The organism is Claveliimonas monacensis (assembly GCF_014982975.1).
Lineage (GTDB): Bacteria > Bacillota > Clostridia > Lachnospirales > Lachnospiraceae > Claveliimonas > Claveliimonas monacensis.
Map to the genome: position 1 here is coordinate 169,649 of NZ_JADCKL010000003.1, position 19,775 is coordinate 189,423.

Annotated in this window: 18 protein-coding genes; 16 read left to right on the forward strand and 2 right to left on the reverse strand. The window is 50.7% G+C overall.

Translation table 11 applies throughout. The features are described 5' to 3' along the window. Window positions 1-110: 110 nt before the first annotated feature. From INF30_RS06450 to INF30_RS06465, 4 genes are all read left to right on the forward strand, one after another. Window positions 111-743, forward strand: a complete 633-nt coding sequence (locus tag INF30_RS06450) for a cell wall hydrolase (RefSeq protein WP_226394608.1) — start codon at window positions 111-113, stop codon at window positions 741-743. Window positions 744-933: 190 nt separating this feature from the next. After that, window positions 934-2,229: a phosphopyruvate hydratase gene (gene eno, locus INF30_RS06455; RefSeq protein WP_226394609.1), complete on the forward strand. Its 1,296-nt coding sequence runs from the start codon at window positions 934-936 to the stop codon at window positions 2,227-2,229. Between the two features lie 208 nt (window positions 2,230-2,437). Further along, window positions 2,438-2,941 (forward strand): hypothetical protein, encoded by a 504-nt coding sequence (locus INF30_RS06460; protein WP_226394610.1) that lies wholly within the window; start codon window positions 2,438-2,440, stop codon window positions 2,939-2,941. A gap of 22 nt (window positions 2,942-2,963) precedes the next feature. After that, window positions 2,964-3,185, forward strand: coding sequence for a helix-turn-helix domain-containing protein (locus INF30_RS06465; RefSeq protein ID WP_076776840.1), 222 nt, complete (start codon window positions 2,964-2,966; stop codon window positions 3,183-3,185). Between the two features lie 79 nt (window positions 3,186-3,264). On the opposite strand, the gene INF30_RS06470 is transcribed toward INF30_RS06465, so the two are convergent. Further along, window positions 3,265-3,744 carry a hypothetical protein gene (locus INF30_RS06470; RefSeq protein WP_226394611.1) on the reverse strand — a complete coding sequence of 160 codons (480 nt, stop codon included), beginning with the start codon at window positions 3,742-3,744 and terminating at the stop codon, window positions 3,265-3,267. A 379-nt stretch (window positions 3,745-4,123) separates the two neighbouring features. Here INF30_RS06470 and INF30_RS06475 point away from each other — a divergent pair, with 379 nt between their 5' ends. Continuing rightward, window positions 4,124-7,666, forward strand: a complete 3,543-nt coding sequence (locus INF30_RS06475) for an ABC transporter ATP-binding protein/permease (RefSeq protein WP_226394612.1) — start codon at window positions 4,124-4,126, stop codon at window positions 7,664-7,666. A gap of 109 nt (window positions 7,667-7,775) precedes the next feature. Here the strand turns inward: INF30_RS06475 and INF30_RS06480 are convergent, their stop codons facing one another. Further along, window positions 7,776-8,135, reverse strand: a complete 360-nt coding sequence (locus INF30_RS06480) for a metal-dependent transcriptional regulator (RefSeq protein ID WP_076780762.1) — start codon at window positions 8,133-8,135, stop codon at window positions 7,776-7,778. Between the two features lie 266 nt (window positions 8,136-8,401). Here INF30_RS06480 and INF30_RS06485 point away from each other — a divergent pair, with 266 nt between their 5' ends. The 11 genes from INF30_RS06485 (at window position 8,402) to INF30_RS06535 (ending at window position 19,487) form a co-directional block, all read left to right on the forward strand. Continuing rightward, window positions 8,402-8,614, forward strand: coding sequence for a FeoA family protein (locus INF30_RS06485; protein ID WP_087174131.1), 213 nt, complete (start codon window positions 8,402-8,404; stop codon window positions 8,612-8,614). Between the two features lie 87 nt (window positions 8,615-8,701). After that, on the forward strand, window positions 8,702-10,702 hold the full coding sequence (gene feoB / locus INF30_RS06490) for a ferrous iron transport protein B (protein ID WP_226394613.1): 2,001 nt from the start codon (window positions 8,702-8,704) through the stop codon (window positions 10,700-10,702). Between the two features lie 99 nt (window positions 10,703-10,801). Beyond that, on the forward strand, window positions 10,802-11,176 hold the full coding sequence (locus INF30_RS06495; RefSeq protein ID WP_226394614.1) for a heavy-metal-associated domain-containing protein: 375 nt from the start codon (window positions 10,802-10,804) through the stop codon (window positions 11,174-11,176). Between the two features lie 28 nt (window positions 11,177-11,204). Continuing rightward, a complete protein-coding gene (locus INF30_RS06500) occupies window positions 11,205-11,456 on the forward strand; it encodes a Fur family transcriptional regulator (protein ID WP_076776853.1) in 252 nt (83 codons plus the stop codon). A gap of 199 nt (window positions 11,457-11,655) precedes the next feature. After that, a complete protein-coding gene (locus INF30_RS06505; protein WP_226394615.1) occupies window positions 11,656-11,952 on the forward strand; it encodes a DUF6110 family protein in 297 nt (98 codons plus the stop codon). A 96-nt stretch (window positions 11,953-12,048) separates the two neighbouring features. Next, window positions 12,049-14,121 carry a heavy metal translocating P-type ATPase gene (locus tag INF30_RS06510; protein ID WP_226394616.1) on the forward strand — a complete coding sequence of 691 codons (2,073 nt, stop codon included), beginning with the start codon at window positions 12,049-12,051 and terminating at the stop codon, window positions 14,119-14,121. An 89-nt stretch (window positions 14,122-14,210) separates the two neighbouring features. Further along, window positions 14,211-16,448 (forward strand): DNA helicase PcrA, encoded by a 2,238-nt coding sequence (gene pcrA / locus INF30_RS06515; protein WP_226394617.1) that lies wholly within the window; start codon window positions 14,211-14,213, stop codon window positions 16,446-16,448. Window positions 16,449-16,584: 136 nt separating this feature from the next. Then, on the forward strand, window positions 16,585-16,830 hold the full coding sequence (locus INF30_RS06520) for a hypothetical protein (protein WP_033126807.1): 246 nt from the start codon (window positions 16,585-16,587) through the stop codon (window positions 16,828-16,830). A 102-nt stretch (window positions 16,831-16,932) separates the two neighbouring features. Next, window positions 16,933-18,324, forward strand: a complete 1,392-nt coding sequence (gene rlmD / locus INF30_RS06525; RefSeq protein WP_226394618.1) for a 23S rRNA (uracil(1939)-C(5))-methyltransferase RlmD — start codon at window positions 16,933-16,935, stop codon at window positions 18,322-18,324. 120 nt (window positions 18,325-18,444) lie between these two features. Further along, a complete protein-coding gene (locus INF30_RS06530; RefSeq protein ID WP_226394619.1) occupies window positions 18,445-19,098 on the forward strand; it encodes a nitroreductase family protein in 654 nt (217 codons plus the stop codon). Further along, entirely contained in the window at window positions 19,098-19,487 is a 390-nt protein-coding gene (locus tag INF30_RS06535) for an ArsR/SmtB family transcription factor (protein ID WP_226394620.1), read from the forward strand. The genes INF30_RS06530 and INF30_RS06535 overlap by 1 nt, the downstream gene beginning before the upstream one ends. Window positions 19,488-19,775: the final 288 nt, after the last annotated feature.

The window sequence follows — 19,775 nt, forward strand, 5'->3', positions numbered from 1 at the left end:
TAGTAGAATAGCCGGCGTAACATTTTTGTAATATTCGTAATATGCACGAAATAAAATGCATATAAATATAAAATAAATGTAAGAATATTGCAGGAGATCAGGAGGAGTATATGAATTTAATGAGGACAAAAAGGCTGTTTTGTGCTGCGGCTGTTATGACAGCATGTACGCTTTATACAGCTGGATTTACCAGTTATGCTATGTCGCCGGACCAGGGGAGAGATGGAGGCATGCTCACTGGAGATGAAAGTGTGCTTACAGATGAGATCGCTCAGGCTATGACAGCATCTGCCAGACAGATCGCTGAGGAGAAGAAGATCCAGCGAAAAGAGGAGCTGAAAGCACAGGCGGAAGCCGAAAGGCAGGCGGAAGAGGCCAGAAAGGCGGCTGAGGAGGCGGCCCGGCAGGCCAGGGAGGCAGATCAGAGACTGCTGGCTGCCCTGATATTCTGCGAGGCTGGAAATCAGCCATATGAGGGGCAGGTAGCTGTAGGAGCGGTTGTCCTGAACAGGGTGAACAGCGGCGTTTATCCGGGTTCCATCCGGGAAGTGATCTACCAGTCCGGCCAGTTTGGCCCGGCCATGACAGGATGGCTGGACCAGGTTCTTGCAAACGGCAGCTACACCCAGACGGCTATGCAGGCTGCGGCGGACGCTATGGCAGGCAGCGATCCGGTAGAGGGCTGTCTTTCTTTTGGAAATGGAAACTATGGCATCCGCATAGGAGCGCACTATTTTCACTAGTAGAAAAGTAAATACAACATAAATGAGAGAAATTCTCAAATAAATGATTGGTAATCCATCTTTTTTCTGGTACGATACATATAGTTAGTTTTTGCTAACTGTGTGTGAATAAATCATGGATGACTCCTTTTGCTCTTTTCCTTGGCAGGCAGGGCAAAGGGAAGTCCCATGGGAAAGGACAGAAGGAACGATGGATTTTTTAGAAATTGAAAAGGTAAAAGGCCGGGAGATCATTGACTCAAGGGGAAATCCTACCGTGGAGGCCGAAGTACATCTGGCAGATGGCACGATCGCAAGGGGGGCCGCACCCAGCGGCGCGTCCACGGGAGAGTTTGAGGCACTGGAACTGAGGGATGGAGACAAGAGCAGGTTCGGAGGGAAAGGCGTCTCCAGGGCAGTAGCAAATATTAATACAGTGATTAACGATACATTAAAGGGGATGGATGCTTCCGATATCTATGCAGTGGACAGGGCCATGATAGAGGCTGACGGGACAAAAGACAAATCCAGCCTGGGAGCCAACGCTGTTCTGGCAGTTTCCATTGCGTGCGCCAGGGCGGCGTCCTGCGCTTTGGATCTGCCTCTGTATAAATTCCTGGGCGGGGCAGCAGGCAACCGTCTTCCGGTTCCCATGATGAATATTCTGAACGGCGGTGCCCATGCGGCCAACACGGTAGATGTTCAGGAATTTATGATCATGCCGGTGGGGGCACCCGGTTTTCGGGAAGGACTGCGCTGGTGTACGGAGGTGTTTCACGCGCTGGCTGCTCTTCTGAAGGAGAACGGACTGGCCACATCGGTGGGGGACGAGGGCGGATTCGCCCCGGATCTTGCAAGTGATGAGGAGGCTATTGAGTATATTCTGGAAGCAGTGCAAAAAGCCGGATATGAACCGGGCAGGGATTTTGTCCTTGCCATGGACGCGGCATCCAGCGAGTGGAAGAGTGGGACAAAGGGTGAGTATGTTCTTCCGAAATGCGGGAAGAGATTTACCTCAGCAGAGCTGGTGGAACACTGGAGAAATCTCTGTGACAAATATCCCATCTACTCCATCGAGGATGGGCTTGACGAGGAGGACTGGGAAGGCTGGCAGATGATGACAAGAGAGCTGGGCGACAGAGTACAGCTTGTGGGTGACGACCTTTTTGTAACAAACACAGAACGTCTGAAAAAGGGAATTGACCTTGGATGCGGAAATTCCATTCTCATCAAGCTGAACCAGATCGGATCCGTGTCCGAGACCCTTGAGGCTATCAAGATGGCTCACAAGGCAGGCTATACAGCCATCTCTTCCCACCGTTCCGGCGAGACGGAGGATACTACTATCGCAGATTTGGCCGTAGCTATGAATACATGCCAGATCAAGACGGGAGCTCCCAGCAGGAGTGAGCGTGTGGCCAAGTACAACCAGCTTCTGCGGATTGAGGAAGAACTGGGAGGGGCTGCGGTGTATCCGGGATTTGGCGCTTTCAATATCAAAAGATAGATCAGTGATAACATTTTCTCCTTTTGGGCAGGACTGTCTGCGGGGATTCCCGGACAGCCTGCCTTTTCTGCGTCCATTTTAGCAGTTGATTTTATGTATTGCGATTATAATTTAATGTTTATCATTAAAAATATGTTGAAATACATAAATGGAATGCTATAATAAAGATAACTACAAGGCAGAACTGAAAGGGAAGGAGGAATATCTTATGGATGAGAAGATCAGGATGGACTGTAGCAGGGAAACGAAGGTCAGCGGCAGGAGAAGGTTTCGTGTATTGCTTGTGTGCACGCTGCTCTATGTGGTAGTTTTGTCTGTTTCTGTATTTATGTACCTGCCAGATCTTTTTGACAGGAATGCGTGGAGTGAGATGGGGGTAAATATTTTTCTGTGGAGACTGACCGTGTCGCTGCTGGCATGGATCTGGTCGGCGGTACTGATCTGTATCCTTGTGCGGATGCATAAAGGCAGAGGACCTTTTGGAGGAGAGATAAGTCTGGGTATGTATATAACAGGAGCGGGACTCATGCTGGTGGCATTTCTTTTTCCGTTTATAAAGGGGTATACCATTGAGATGGGACTGTTTATACAATTTGGAGAGTATTTTACCATAGATGGTTTCCCGTTCGTTATAGGCCTCCTGTGTCTGATCCTTGGCTATGTCCTCCGGATCGGGGTGGGCTACCAGAAGGAAATGGAACAAACGATATAGATTCAGATAGGAGGTGGAAGAGATGGCTATTATACTTCGGCTTGACAGGGTCATGGCGGACCGGAAAATGTCTCTGAACGAACTGTCGGAAAGAGTGGGGATTTCCAATGTAAACCTGTCCAACTTAAAGACTGGAAAGGTGAAGGCGATCCGCTTTTCCACTCTGGATGCTATCTGTGATGTGCTGGACTGCCAGCCCGGCGATATACTGGAATACCAGCGGGAAGAGCCGCAGGGCAGATAAAGGAGAAAATGATCAGATTGTAAAGGGCGGGCTTCTGTTCCCGCCCTCCTGCATCTATATTATGCAATTATGGGGGTAACTAAGATATTTTGGTTTTCAGATATTCGACGTCAGTCTTTAAAGTAGAAACGACTTCCACCAGCAGATTGATGGTGCTTTGCTCTGACCTTACGACAACTTTGTTTTCCAGATTTCTGATGCGGGTACTCAGTTCAGTATAGTGTTCTTCTGCCCGTTCCTGGATCCGGTCTACCTCAGTGAGTATCATATTCTCTGACTCTCTAAGTTCATCTTTCGTCACCATTTTTTCCTCAAAGTTTTTAAAGCAGACAGCTACGCTGGTTTCAAGAGCCTTCAGTTCATCTTTGGTAGCCATTTTAGCCTCAAGAGCCTTCAGCTCATCTTTGGTAGTAACTTTGGCTTCAAGGGCTTTCAGCTCATCTTTGGTAGCCATTTTAGCCTCAAGGGTTTTCAGGTCATCCCTGGTAGTCATGTCCAGGATATCTTCTTTTGTCACCATATGTTGTGCTATATATCGGAGCAGTTCATCATTTGACATATGTATTCACCTCCTAAAGGGAAATGTTAGCAGGAAACTCAGAAGTTTACGTAAAAATCTGTGAAATAAGTATAGCATGAGCGAGGGAAAAATGCCAGAGATAACCTCTTAAAAATTCCATAATATTTTTTCTGCCTATGGATTTTCAGTTTCTATACGCTTTTTACAAACCCATAAGGAACGCGTCCGGGCTTTCATCTCTATGAGAAGAAGATTGGGAAAGAAAACAGAGACGAAATGATGCAGGCATATGTATTGACGTTGGGAAACACGCTCATTATAATTTACCTTAAGTCTATTTTTCTGGGGAGAGACGGTGATCTTTAGCGATAAGATCACCGTATAAATATTTACGGAAAAGAAGGAGACGGGATGATTCATGCTTCAGATCAAAGACATCTGTAAAGAATACAGGACCGGGAGTCTGGTGCAGAAAGCGCTGGACCATGTAAGCCTGAACTTAAGAGACAACGAATTTGTGGCTATCCTGGGACCGAGCGGATCAGGAAAGACTACGCTTCTGAATATTATTGGAGGTCTGGACCGATACGACAGCGGCGACCTGGTCATCGGATGCGTGTCAACCAAAAAATATAAGGACAGGGACTGGGATTCCTACCGCAATCACACTATCGGTTTTGTGTTCCAGAGTTACAACCTTATTGCGCACCAGACTATTCTGGCCAATGTAGAGCTGGCTCTCACCATATCCGGCATCGGCAAGGCAGAGCGGCGGCAGAGGGCAGCAGATGCCCTGGCTATGGTGGGGCTGGGAGAGCAGCTGCACAAAAAGCCGAACCAGTTGTCAGGAGGGCAGATGCAGCGGGTGGCCATTGCCAGGGCTCTGGTCAATAATCCGGATATTCTGCTGGCAGATGAGCCCACCGGCGCGCTGGACAGTGATACAAGCGTGCAGGTTATGGAACTGCTGCGGAAAGTGGCAAAGGACCGGCTTGTGGTCATGGTGACGCACAACCCGGAGCTGGCCCAGGAGTACGCGACCCGCATTGTGAGGCTCAGGGACGGAAAGATCCAGGAAGACTCAGACCCCTATGAGGTGGATGAGAGCAAAATGGAGGAGCCGGAGCACAGAAATCTGGGGAAGACATCCATGTCATTTCTCACGGCTCTGTCTCTCAGTTTCAACAATCTGCGGACGAAAAAGGCCCGCACCATCCTTACCTCTTTTGCGGGATCTATCGGCATCATCGGTATTGCTCTTATACTGGCCCTCTCTACTGGGGTCAATGATTATATCCAGAATATGGAGGAGGAGACGCTCTCGGAGTATCCGCTGGAGATCCAGAGCACGGGAGTTGACCTCTCTTCTATGGTGGACACGGGAGCTGGAGGTCAGGGAGAGTCCGGGGAGGTGAACGTCATCCAGATGGTGACAGATACGTTTTCCAGGATGGACTCCAATGACCTGGAGTCGCTGAAAGAGTATTTTGAGAGCGGTGAAAGCGGTATTGAGGACTACACAAACGCAGTGGAATACAGCTACAATGTGACGCCTCAGATCTATAAGATAAACGACAGCCAGGTGCGCCAGGTAAACCCGGACCACTCTTTTGACGCTCTCGGGTTTGGCTCGTCCTCCAGTTCCAGCAGTATGATGTCCTCCATGATGAGCACAGATGTGTTTTACGAGATGCCGGAAAACGCCTCCCTTTATGAGAGCCAGTATGACGTGAAGGCAGGGAGATGGCCGGAAAACTACAATGAGTGTGTGGTAGTCCTGACCCAGGGGGGCAGCATCAGCGATATGCTGCTCTACACGCTGGGGCTGCGGGATCCCCTGGAACTGGATGAGATGATCCAGCAGTTTCTGAATGAAGAAGATGTAGACACGCCGGAGAGTGTGGGAACCTACTCCTACGATGACATGATCGGAACAACCTTTAAACTGGTAAACAGTGCGGATTACTATGTCTATGACAGTCAGTATCAGGTGTGGACGGACCGGTCCGGTGATCAGTCGTATATCCGGGATCTGGCAGAAAACGGAGAGGACCTGACTGTGGTGGGCGTCGTGCAGCCTGCAGAGGACGGCAACGCCATGATGCTCCAGTCCGGTATCGGATACCCGGCTGCCCTGACAAAGCACCTGGTAGAGGAGGCCGAGGACAGCCAGATCGTCCAGCAGCAGCTCGCCAATCCGGATATCGATGTGTTCTCCGGCGAGCCCTTTGGAGAAGAGAGCAGCCAGGGGCTGGATCTGGAATCCATGTTCACTGTCAATGCAGAAGAACTGCAGAATGCCCTTTCCTTTGACGCTTCTGCCATGACGGAGGGGCTTTCCGGCTCTATGGGGCTGTCGGACAGTTTGAGCGGAGGAACGATGGACCTGTCCAAAATGATCGACCTGAGTGCCATAGAGGCGCAGCTGCCGGCCATGGATGGTTTCGACCTGTCAGAGCTGGGCGAGTCTATGGATTTTACTGTCACACCGGCACAGCTCAGCAGTCTGGCGGAAGGTCTGCTGAATGGGTATCAGGCCTATGCTTCCCAGAATCCTGCCACAGATTACACAAAGCTTGGAGAAGCTTTTGTCACCTATCTGAACACGGACGAGGCACGGGCCATTCTGGAGGAAAACATCCGGGAGATCATCCAGGCAGGCGGCGGGGCTACTGTCACGGCAGAGCAGCTGCAGGACCTGCTGACAAGGGTGCTGGAAGGATACAGGGCGTATGCCCAGGCAAACGGATGGACGGACAGTGAGCGCTTTGATGAATACCTGATGGTCTATCTGCAGACAGAAGAGGCGCGGGTGATCCTGGAGAGCTGGGCAGGGGAAGTGTTTTCATCTGGTATAGAGATTGACATTACCGAGGAACAGCTCCAGAAGCTTGCCAGCGAGCTGGCTGCAGGGTATCAGCTCTATGCGTCGCAAAATAACCTGCCGGATCCCTCAAAGATACAGGAGAGCTTCCTTGCTTATCTGGGGACAGAGCAGGCCCGGCAGCTGATGACAGCAGCGCTTGCCGGTATGCTGGACACGGAGGCTCTGGAGCAGCAGCTTACAGGCGCAGTCCGGAGTTATATGGCTTCTGTCATGGAGAGTGGGACCGCCCAGGCGCTGGAGGGACAGATCACGGCGGCTGTACAGACCATGATGGGACAGATCACATCCGGCATGGAGAGCGCTATGCGCACGGCGGCAGCGCAGATCGGTAATAATATACAGAATGCCCTCAGCGTTGATCCGGAGGCGTTCCAGAATGCTTTTGAGATGAATATGGATGAGACGGAGCTGGCGGAATTGCTCATGTCCTTCCAGTCCACAGAGACTGCCTCCTGCGATGGGAACCTGACTGCCCTGGGCTACGCGGATTTTGATGAGCCTGCAGGTATCAGCATCTATCCGAAGGATTTCGAGAGCAAGGATCAGGTGGTGAAGATCCTGGATGACTACAACAGCCGCATGGAGGAAGAAGGGAAGGAGGAGCAGGTCATCACCTACTCGGATATGATGGGAACGCTGATGAGCTCTGTGACAGATATTGTCAATGTGATCAGCTACGTGCTCATTGCCTTTGTGGCTATTTCCCTTATCGTATCTTCCATTATGATCGGTGTCATCACTTACATCAGTGTCCTTGAAAGGAAGAAGGAGATCGGTATCCTGCGGGCCATCGGTGCTTCCAAGCGGAACATCTCTCAGGTGTTCAATGCAGAGACCTTTATCATAGGAGGATGTGCGGGCCTGATCGGCATCGGTTTGAGCCTGCTGCTTCTGATCCCGGGCAACATGCTGATACACTATCTGGCCGGCACAGAGGATATCAGTGCTGTGCTGTCTCCTCTACCGGCATTTATCCTCATTGCGCTGAGTATCGTCCTCACTCTTCTTGGCGGACTGATCCCTTCCAGGAAAGCGGCCAAGAGCGATCCGGTGACAGCTCTTAGAGTAGAGTAGGAGCTATTTGAGCGAAAAAGGAAACGGACAATAGATAATAAAAAGGATATATCTGCTTTATGAGCAGTGCATATCCTTTTTTACGCCTTTTTAATCGTTCGTTCATTCTCTATTTGATATGTCGCTTGATGGCCTCAAAGCTCTCGGCGCTGATCACATGCTCCATGCGGCAGGCGTCCGCTACGGCTACATCCGGGGTTACACCCAGGCGGATCAGCCAGGAGGAGATAAGCTGGTGCCGTTCATAGATACAGTCCGCTATTTCGCGGCCAGATTCTGTCAATGTAATGTAGCCTTCCGGGGATACCTGGATGTGCCCGCTTTCCCGCAGTTTTTTCATGGCAACGCTGACGCTGGACTTTTTGAAATCCAGTTCCGTGGCAATATCTACAGAGCGGACAACAGGGTGCTTTTTGCTCAGGATCAGGATCGTCTCCAGATAATTTTCAGAAGATTCATTTGTGTTTATACTCATCAGTTTCACCTCAGTTTTTTTCCTTCTTGCCGACAGCCCGGAAGGAGGACCTATTTTTTACAGTATAACATAAAAAAGCGGCCGGAGTAAACCTGGAAATGATGGTTATAAAGTATGCTCCGGAGAAGATAATATTTTTCTTTTAGAAAAGAATTGACAAACAGAGCGAGTTAGTTTAAACTATCAAATGTTAGAAGTGACAAAAATAAGTTAGTCTTGTATACTATAAATAAAATTATTCATAGAGGAGGCAGGATAAGATGACTTTGCTGGAAGCCGAAGAGGGCAGGGAATATATCGTAAAGGGTATCGCGACGGAGGACGATGAGCTGGAAGCCTTTCTGTTTTCCCTCGGCTGCTACAGCGGCGAGCCCATCACTGTAGTCTCCCGGATGCGGGGAGGATGCGTGGTCTCCATCAAGGATGGCAGATACAATATCGATACTGATCTAGCGAAAGCTATTTCAATATAAATAAAAGGGGCGGCTGTTTTCGCACCGTCTCTGCACAAGAGTTAGTTAATTCTAATTGAATAAGAGATGAAGGAGGAGAAATGTGCTATGAGAATTGCTTTTGCAGGAAATCCTAACAGCGGAAAGACAACCATGTACAATGCGCTGACAGGCAGGAACGAGCGCGTTGGAAACTGGGCCGGTGTTACGGTGGAGCGAAAGGAGAGCCTTATCAGGAAGGCTTATTACGACGGAGCGGAGGAGCTGGTCGCGGTGGACCTGCCGGGGGCCTATTCCATGTCGCCGTTTACTTCGGAGGAGAGCATCACGAGCGGGTATGTGAAAAATGAACATCCCGATGCGATCATCAATATCGTGGATGCCACAAACCTGAGCCGGAGCCTGTTCTTCACCACGCAGCTGCTTGAGCTTGGCGTTCCGGTGGTGGTAGCGCTGAACAAGAGTGATCTCACCGAAAAGAAGGGAACAAAGATCGATGAAAAACTTTTGTCCGAGAAACTGGGTTGCCCGGTCATCAAGACTATATCCACCGCCTCGGGACATGAGGATCTGAAGGAAGTTTTGGCCCAGGCTGCGGCTCTTAAGGGGAAGGGACAGGATGCTCCCTATGTGCAGGCAGACATTGATCTGAAAGATAAAGCTGAGGTGGAGGCTGCGGACAGAAAGAGATTCGCGTTTGTGGGCGGCATCGTCAAGCAGGTAGAACAGAGGAAGGTCTTTACAAAAGATAAGAATTTCCAGGATAAGATTGACAGTGTGATCACCCACAAGATCATTGGTATCCCGATCTTTGCGGCTATCATTTTCCTTGTGTTTTACATATCACAGACAACTCTTGGCACATGGATCGCGGACTGGCTGGTGGCCTGGATCGAGACGTTCCAGGCGTGGGTCGGTGGACTGATGGAAAATGCCAATCCACTGCTGTACGCCATCCTGGTTGACGGCATTATCGGCGGTGTCGGCGCGGTAGTCGGCTTCCTGCCTCTTGTCATGGTCATGTATTTCCTCATCGCCCTTCTGGAGGACTGCGGCTATATGGCCCGGGCCACGGTCGTGCTGGACCCCATCTTCAAGAGAGTGGGGCTCTCCGGAAAATCGGTCATCCCTATGGTGATCGGTACCGGATGTGCCATCCCGGGCGTTATGGCTTCCAGAACGATCCGAAATGAGAGGGAGCGCAGGACAACAGCTATGCTCACGCCCTTCATGCCCTGCGGCGCCAAGATTCCCGTCATTGCCCTGTTCGCGGGAGCGTTCTTCGCAGACGCATGGTGGGTGTCAGCTACTATGTACCTGGTAGGGATCGTGCTGGTTCTGCTGGGAGCCCTGCTCGTAAAGAGGATCACCGGACAGAAATACCGTAAATCATTCTTTATCATCGAGCTTCCGGAGTATAAACTTCCCAGCTTAAAGAGAGCGTGCGTATCTATGCTTGAGCGCGGAAAAGCGTACATTATAAAAGCCGGAACCATTATACTGGTGTGCAATACGGTGGTACAGATCATGCAGAGCTTCAACTGGCAGTTCCAGCTTGTGGCAGAGGGCGCAGAAAGCACCTCAATCCTTGCCAGCATTGCGCATCCGATCTCTATCCTGTTTATCCCCCTGGGATTTGGTGTGTGGCAGCTTGCGGCCGCGGCCGTTACAGGATTTATCGCAAAAGAGAATGTGGTGGGAACGCTTGCTGTTGTGTACGGCGTTACCAACCTGATCGACACAGACGAGCTGGCTCTGGTGGGCAGCGGGAACGAAGTGGCCACCATCATGGGACTGACCAAGGTGGCAGCCCTGGCGTACCTGATGTTCAATCTCTACACACCGCCCTGCTTTGCGGCTCTCGGTGCTATGAACTCTGAGATGAAGAGTGGAAAATGGCTGTTTGGCGGCATCTGCCTTCAGCTGGCTACAGGCTACACGGTGGCTTTTGCCGTATACCAGATCGGCACACTCATTACAACCGGATCTCTTGGAACAGCCTTTGTTCCGGGAATGATCGCGGTCCTTGTGTTCGCGCTGATCATTATATGGAGAATTCGCAAATCTGACCAGGAGTTTGCGGCAGAATACAGCCTACACACCGCATGATCAGCTTGCGGATGACAAAAAAGGCAGTGGACAGAGTTGACTAGACTTTGTTCACTGCCTATATTAAGAACTGGAAGAAAGGATGGGGTGTGGAGTATTATGGCAGATATCATTGCTCTGATCGTCATTGCGGCGATCGTCGCAGCTGCGGTTGCATATATGGTAAAGGCGAAAAAGAGCGGCGCAAAATGCATTGGATGTCCCGCCGGAGGAAGCTGCCCAAGCGGCGGTAAAATGCCGAAGAAGCACCTGGATGGCCGTGTGATCGGCAGAAAGACTATGAGGATATCGGGCATGCACTGCCAGCACTGCGCAGTGGCTGTGACCCAGGCACTGAATCAGATCGATGGAGTCCGGGCAGAGGTTGACCCTGTAAAGGGGAGGGCAAATATTGCCTTTGACAGACAGATTGATGAAGACATTCTAAAGAGTGCAGTGGAAAAAGCCGGGTATCATGTGACAGGCATCTCTTAGTACTTACTTTGCTGTAGGAGGAGTCAGCGTGGACAAAGAAAAAGAACGTATTATTGCCAAATTGAAAGCCAACGGCTGCAGGATCACCAAGCAGCGCATGGAGCTTCTGGATATTATCATGGAGAATCGCTGCTCCAGCTGCAAGGAGATTTTTTACCGTGCGTCAAAGGAGGATGAGTCTATAGGGATTGCCACTGTATATCGCATGGTGAATGCCCTGGAAGAGATCGGCGTGCTCAGCAGAAGGATCGTCTATGAGCCGGAAGAGCCGGGAAAGTGATAAGTTTTATCGTTAATCCTACTTAGAATTGACTAACTGGCTGCCTGAAAACTATCATAATTTATATCAACTCAGTATATTAGCAAAGGTAAGGGAGTGATGAAGATGAAATCCCATAAATTCTGGGCATGGATGATGGCATTCTGCTGCGTCATGCTGTTCTATACTGGTTATAAACACAAATAAGGAGGCAGAAGAGATGTTTGAGATTTCTAAATGTTTAAAATGCGGCAAAGGCCTTGGGATTTTTGCGGGAGGTGTACTGTTTGGCACCGCTGGCGTAAAGATCCTTGCAAGCAAGGATGCGAAAAATGTATACACAAAGTGCACAGCGGCTGTTCTGCGAGCTAAGGAGAGCGTTATGACGACAGTGACTACTGTGCAGGAAAATGCGGAAGATATCCTGGCTGAGGCAAAACAGATCAATGAGGACCGCGAAAAGGAAGAGGCGGCCTGTGTGCAGGAGGATGCAGAAGCTGCATCTGAAGAAAACTAGAACATAAGACCGAGAAGTCTGAAATAGAGAGGAGAAGGCGGAGCCCCACCGACAGATGGCTCCGCCTTCTCCTTATGAAAAATGGAGGGATCAAAGTTGAAATACAGGATCAGACACGAGATAAGAGGGCGCATCCGCCTGCATATGGAGCAGAGACGGATGACCTGCAAAGAGGCGGATACACTTCTCTACTTTTTGGAGACGCTGCCCGGTGTGACCTCTGCCAGAGTCTATGAACAGACGGGGGATGCGGTGGTGTGCTATAGCGGGGAAAGAGAAGATATACTCCGGGCTCTGCGGTCTTTTCAGTATAGAAATGTACATGTGCCGGACAATGTGCTGGAAAATTCCGGGAGGGAGCTGAACAGGATCTACCGGGAGAAGCTGATCGGGAGGACGCTGTTCCATTTTGGCAAGAAATTTCTCCCCTTTCCGGTCCGGGCTGCCTACACAGGGTGCAGGTCTGTCAGGTATCTTGCAAAAGGACTGAAAAGTCTCTCGAGAGGGAAACTGGAGGTGGAAGTGCTGGATGCGGCGGCCATAGCAGTCTCCGTCCTGCGAGCAGATTTTGACACGGCGGGCTCTGTCATGTATCTGCTCGGAGTCGGGGAGATACTGGAAGAGTGGACGCACAAAAAGTCAGTGGGAGATCTGGCCAGGAGTATGTCGCTGCAGGTTAAAAAAGTGTGGCTGAAGACAAAAGAGCAGGAAGTGCTTGTCCCTGCCTCAGTTGTCAGGACCGGCGATGAAGTGGTGGTACATATGGGAAATGTCATTCCCTTTGACGGTATTGTGACTTCCGGGGAAGCCATGGTAAACCAGGCTTCCATGACCGGGGAGTCCATGCCTGTAAAAAAGGAGAAGGACAGCTATGTGTACGCGGGCACCGTGCTCGAGGAGGGGGAGATCACTGTGCAGGTGAAGCAGACGTCCGGCTCCACCAGATTTGAAAAGATCGTCACCATGATCGAGGAGTCTGAGAAGATGAAATCCGGCCTTGAGAGCAAGGCCGAAAGCCTGGCGGACCGCCTTGTACCCTATACACTTGCAGGCACCATCCTTACCTGGCTGACCACGAGAAATATGACCAAAGCTCTGGCGGTCCTTATGGTCGATTTCTCCTGCGCGCTGAAGCTGGCCATGCCTATCGCTGTTCTGTCTGCCATTCGGGAGGCGGGCGCTTTCGGGATCACGGTCAAAGGCGGACGATTTATGGAGGCAGTGGCAGAGGCCGATACCATTGTGTTTGATAAGACAGGCACGCTGACGAAGGCGAAGCCTACGGTGAAGGAAGTGGTGACTTTCAATGGGAGAACACCCCGGGAGATGCTGCGGATCGCCGCCTGCCTGGAGGAGCATTTCCCTCATTCCATGGCAAAGGCAGTGGTGACAGCTGCGAAGAAGCAGGGGCTTGACCACGAGGAGATGCATTCAAAGGTGAATTACATAGTGGCTCACGGCATTTCTTCCTATATAAAAGACAAAAAAGTGGTTATCGGCAGTTATCATTTTGTGTTTGAGGATGAAAAATGCCGGATACTTCCGGAATTTCAGGAAAAGTTCCAGCAGCTCTCAGAGGCGTATTCCCACCTCTATCTGGCTATAGACAATGTGCTGGCCGCGGTGATCTGCATAGAAGATCCCCTGCGGGAGGAAGCGCCGGAAGTGATCCGGGGACTGCGGAAAGCAGGATTTAAGAAGATCGTTATGATGACGGGGGACAGCGAGAAAACTGCCGCTGCCATTGCAAGGAGAGTGGGAGTGGACCAGTATTATGCAGAGGTTCTGCCGGAGGACAAAGCCAGGTTTGTGGAGGAGGAGAAAAGGAAAGGCCGCAAAGTGGTCATGACCGGGGACGGCATCAACGATTCACCGGCCCTCTCCGCAGCGGATGCCGGGATCGCCATCAGCGACGGGGCAGAGATCGCCAGGGAGATCGCAGATATTACCATCGAGGGCCATGATCTTTACGAGATCGTCACACTGAAACAGCTGAGCAGCCTGCTTATGGGACGGATCCAGAAGAATTACCGCTCCATCGTGGGAATCAATACAGCGCTCATCTGCCTGGGCGTGGCCGGCGTGATCCAGCCTACTACATCTGCTCTGCTGCACAATACATCCACACTTGTTATCAGCCTGAAAAGCATGCAGGACCTGATGAGGTAAAAGAATCTGGAAAGCTCATGGAAACTGTGGTATGATATCAGTTACGGATAAAACGAAACGGGAGTATCACCAAAGTTAAAGGAGAAAACATGAGCATATATGAGACATTAAATGAGCAGCAGCAGGAGGCTGTCTATCACACAGAAGGCCCCCTTCTCATTCTGGCCGGAGCGGGATCGGGGAAGACCCGGGTCCTGACCCACAGGATCGCCTATCTGATTGAAGAGAAGGGGATAAATCCCTGGAATATCCTGGCCATCACCTTCACCAACAAGGCGGCCGGGGAGATGCGCGAGAGGGTGGATAACATTGTGGGGTTTGGCTCAGAGAGCATCTGGGTCAGCACATTTCACTCCACCTGCGTGCGCATCCTGCGCAGGCACATAGACCGTCTGGGCTATGACACCAATTTTACGATCTACGACACAGATGACCAGAAGACGCTGATGAGAGACATCTGCAAATACCTGCAGATCGACACAAAGATCTACCGGGAGAGGAATCTGCTGGCCGCTATCTCCGCCGCCAAGAACGAGATGATCTCCCCAAAGGAGTTCCGGCTCCGGGCAGAAGGAGATTTCTCCAGGCAGAAGATCGCCACTGTATATGAGGAGTATGAAAAGCAGATGCAGGCCAACAACGCGCTTGATTTTGACGATCTCCTTGTAAAAGCCGTGCAGCTTCTGAAGACCCAGCCGGATGTGCTGGACTATTACCAGGAGCGCTTCCGCTATATCATGGTGGATGAGTATCAGGATACAAACAACGTCCAGTTCCAGTTTGTCAGCACCCTGGCGTCAAAGTATAGAAACCTCTGTGTGGTGGGAGATGACGATCAGTCCATCTACAAATTCCGGGGCGCGGACATCCGGAATATCCTCAATTTTGAGAATGTGTTTGAGGATGCCAGGGTCATCAAACTGGAGCAGAATTACCGGTCCACCAGCACGATCCTGGATGCGGCCAATGCAGTCATCCGCAACAACAGGGGACGGAAGGACAAGACCCTCTGGACAGACAACGGTCAGGGGGAGAAGATAGAATTCAGGCAGTTTGACACCGGGTATGATGAGGCGGAGTATATTGTGGGCGAGATCCGCGGCGGCGTGGACAGAGGGGACTGTACATACAGTGACAATGCTGTTCTCTACCGGACCAACGCCCAGTCCCGACTTTTTGAGGAGAAGCTTGTCTCAGCCAATATTCCCTACAAACTGGTAGGGGGCGTCAACTTCTACGCCAGAAAGGAGATCAAGGATCTTCTGGCCTATCTGAAAACCATAGACAATGCCAGAGATGATCTGGCTGTGCGCCGGATCATCAATGTTCCCAAGCGGGGGATCGGCCTGACCAGTGTGAATCGGGTACAGGAGTATGCCCTCCAAAGAGGGATCAGTTTTTATGAGGCCGTCCTGGCGGCGGATCTGATTCCCGGCATTGGCAGAGGCCTTGCAAAGATCGAGTCCTTTGCAGCTCTTATAGAGCATTTCAGACAGGAGGCAGATCAGAAGAGCCTTCTGGAGCTGCTGGAAGATGTGATCGAGATGACGGGATATATCGAAGAGCTGAAGACAGAGGGAGAGATCGAGGCGGAGGCCAGGATCGAAAACATCGACGAGCTGAAAAACAAGGCGGCGGACTATGAGGAGAGCTGCCGTGAGCGGGGCGAGGCACCTACTCTCGGGGGCTTTCTGGAGGAGGTTGCCCTTGTAGCGGACATTGACAGCCTGGATGAGGACAGTGACTATGTAGTCCTTATGACGCTGCACAGTGCCAAGGGGCTTGAATTTCCCCGTGTATACCTGGCGGGAATGGAAGACGGCCTATTCCCCAGCTATATGACCATTACCTCTGACAGCCCGGAGGAGCTGGAGGAGGAGAGGCGCCTCTGTTACGTGGGGATTACGAGGGCTATGAAGCAGCTTACTTTGACCTGTGCCAGAAGACGGATGGTGCGGGGAGAGACCCAGTACAACAAAATGTCCCGCTTTTTGAAGGAGATCCCCATGGACCTGCTCTCCACAGGCATGAAGTTTGACAAGGAAGAGAAGGAGGAGGAGACCTCCAGGCAGTCTTCCTGGCAGCAGGCAAGGCAGGCGTTTCACACAAAAGCATTTTCCTCCCCCAGACCTGTACAGCAGTTTAAAGTGGCAGGGGGGACCGGACCGGGCTATGATGTGGGAGACCGGGTGCGCCATGTGAAATTTGGCGAGGGACTTGTGACTGCTATCGTGGAGGGCGGCCGGGACTACGAAGTGACGGTGGAATTTGACAAAGCCGGAACAAAAAAGATGTTTGCGGCGTTTGCAAAATTGCAGAAAATATAACCTGTCCAGCACAATAAAAAATGATTTATCAGAAAATTTCCTACAAAAATAAGTAGTAATATGAACCGGAAGGTGTTATAATAATGCCAACGAATTATACTTGCAGGACAAACTGAAGAAAGGATGTGTGGGAAATATGAGCAAGGTAGAAGATATTATTGCAGCTTCAAAGCTGAACGAACTGATCCGTAAAAAAGATGAGGACGACAAGACATGCAGAACAGTGCTCTGGGTGCTGGCGATTGTTGGAGCTATCGCAGCAGTGGCAGCAATCGCATACGCAGTATATTGTTTCTTTACCCCGGATTATCTGGAGGATTTCGAAGAAGATTTTGACGATGATTTCGATGACGACTTCTTTAACGAAGATGATCAGGTATAAGATCGGGACAAAAAGAAAGAGACAGGACAGCGCAATGTTCTGTCTTTCTTTTTGCCCGGGGATGGGCAGGAAGCGAAGAAGAATAAGAGGAGTTTTGAGCAGATGAAAAAAGGACAGATACTGGAAGGAACTGTTGAAAAGATAGATTACCCCAATAAAGGGCGTGTAAAGGTGGAAGGTGCGGACCGTACTGTGACAGTCAAAAACGCCATTCCGGGGCAGGAGGTCAGGATTTCTGTTAATAAAATCCGAAAAGGCAGGGCGGAAGGAAGAGTGCTGGAAGTGCTGAAGCCATCTCCCCTTGAGATTCCATCCGTCTGTCCGCATTTTGGGCAGTGCGGCGGCTGTACCTACCAGACTCTTCCCTATGAGGAGCAGCTGAAGCTGAAGGAGTCCCAGGTCAGGGGGCTGCTGGATGAAGCCATCAAGAAATGCGGCGGCAGGGAGTACCAGTGGGACGGGATCAAGGCCAGCCCCCTGACAGAGGCCTACCGGAACAAGATGGAGTTTACATTCGGGGATGAATACAAGGATGGACCTATGTCCCTCGGCATGCATAAAAGAGGGAGCTTTCATGATATTGTGAATGTCAGCGAGTGCCAGATCGTGGACGAGGATTTCCGTACAGTCCTGTCGGCTACCCTTGTCTTTGCCCGGGAGACAGGCCTTTCCTATTATCACCGCATGCGCCATGAGGGCTTTTTCCGCCATCTCCTGGTGCGCAAGGCGGCAAAGACCGGCGAGATCCTCATCGACCTTGTGACAACCACACAGAACAGCCTGGATCTTGTCCCCTGGGCGGACAGGCTGCTGGATCTTGAAAAGAAGGGGCAGATCAAAGGGCACATTGCAGGCATACTCCACACCTCCAATGACAGCCTGGCTGATGTGGTGAAAGATGAGGGAACCAAGGTTCTCTACGGTCAGGACTATTTTTACGAGGAACTTCTGGGCCTTCGGTTTAAGATCACCCCGTTTTCCTTCTTCCAGACCAATTCCCTGGGGGCGGAAGTGCTGTATGAGGCTGCCAGAAGTTATATCGGAGATACAAAAGACAAGGTCATCTTTGATCTCTACAGCGGCACCGGAACCATTGCCCAGATCCTGGCGCCTGTGGCCAGAAAGGTTACAGGCGTGGAGATCGTAGAGGAAGCTGTGGAGGCAGCCCGGGAAAATGCCCGCCTGAACGGTCTTGAAAACTGTACTTTCTGGGCTGGGGATGTGCTGAAAGTCATTGACGAGCTGGGGGAAGTGCCGGATCTCATTGTCCTGGATCCGCCCCGGGACGGCGTACACCCGAAAGCCCTGGAGAAGATCATTGGCTTTGGCGTGGAGAAGATGGTCTATATTGCCTGCAAGCCCACCAGCCTGGCCAGAGACCTGGAGACACTGCAGGGCAGAGGGTACCAGGTGGAGCGGGCCGGGTGCATCGATCTCTTCCCGGGAACTGTACATGTAGAGGCGGTGGCTCTGCTTTCGAAAAAAGATAAATAGGTGCCGGAAAGCAGTGCGTTTCCATCCCGGATATCCATCTCGATTTTCTTTACAAAAGCCCTTTTTGACCCGCAATATGATACAATCGGTTTAAACAATTAAACGAAGGGAAGATTTAAGATGGATATTATTAAAATGATGGAAGAGCGTCACAGTGTACGCCAGTATGAGGAGAAGAAGATCGAACCGGAGAAGAGAGAAGCTTTGCAGAAAGAAATTGACGCGATCAATAAAGAAAGCGGCCTTCATATACAGATCCTTTTTGACGAGCCGAAGTGCTTTGATTCCATGATGGCGCACTACGGCAAGTTTACAGGGGTGCAGAACTACATTGCCCTTGTCGGACCTAAGGGAGCAGCCCTGGATGAAACATGCGGTTACTATGGAGAAAGACTGGTCCTTCTCGCCCAGTCGCTGGGGTTAAATACCTGCTGGGTGGCGATGACCCACGGCAAAAGTGCTGCCAAAATCACAGCCGGAGAGAAGCAGGCGTGTCTGATCGCCCTGGGATATGGGAAAAATCAGGGCGTCCCGCATAAAAGTAAACCGATTGCAGATGTGACAAAGACAGGCGGAACTATGCCCGACTGGTTCAAAAAAGGAATGGACGCTGTCATGCTTGCTCCGACGGCCATGAACCAGCAGAAATTTGTTTTTGAGCTTAACGGGGACAATGTATCTGTAAAAGTGTCTGGTTTTGGTTTCTATGCAAAGATGGATCTTGGGATCGTCAGATACCACTTTGAAGCAGCGACCGGAAAGAGGGTAGGTTAATGAAAGGTGAAAGAGAGATAAAAAAGCTGGCGGAAGAATTCGTGGCCTGCAAGGATATTATCATGGCTGTTGGCGATGAGAACCGCCTGCATCTGATGATCGAGATGATGCAGATGGGAAACTGCAGCGGCGTGCGTGTGGGGGACATTACGGAAAAGACACATCTGTCAAGACCGGCGGTGTCCCATCATCTCCAGATCCTGAAGGCCGCCGGTATCCTGAGCGTGCGCAAGGAAGGAACAAAAAATTACTACTATTTTAACTCGGATCTTACATCCATGAAGCGGCTCATCAGAGCGCTTCAGATGGCAGTAGACATTGCTTCAGAGCTTCCGGACAGAAGTGAAATGCAGGGACAAAATGCTGAGTTTGCAGCGGCGATTGAATGAAGAATTCAGAAAACTATTGACGGGCATACATGCATGAGGTAAGATGTTGGTTGCATTTTGTACTAAGTATATAGAGTTATAGGCAGTTTTTTACTATGAATAGGTAGGAACAGAAATGTTTCTGCCTTTTTTATTTTACAGGAAAGTCTGGAGGACTAAATAGAATGCAGAAAAAGATGTGGAGGCACTTTGTGGCTGCCGGGGGGAAGATCGAATGTACTGTAGAGCATACCGGCTATACGTGGACGGGAGAAGGAGACGGCCTTTAAGATGGAGTTTTCCATGAGA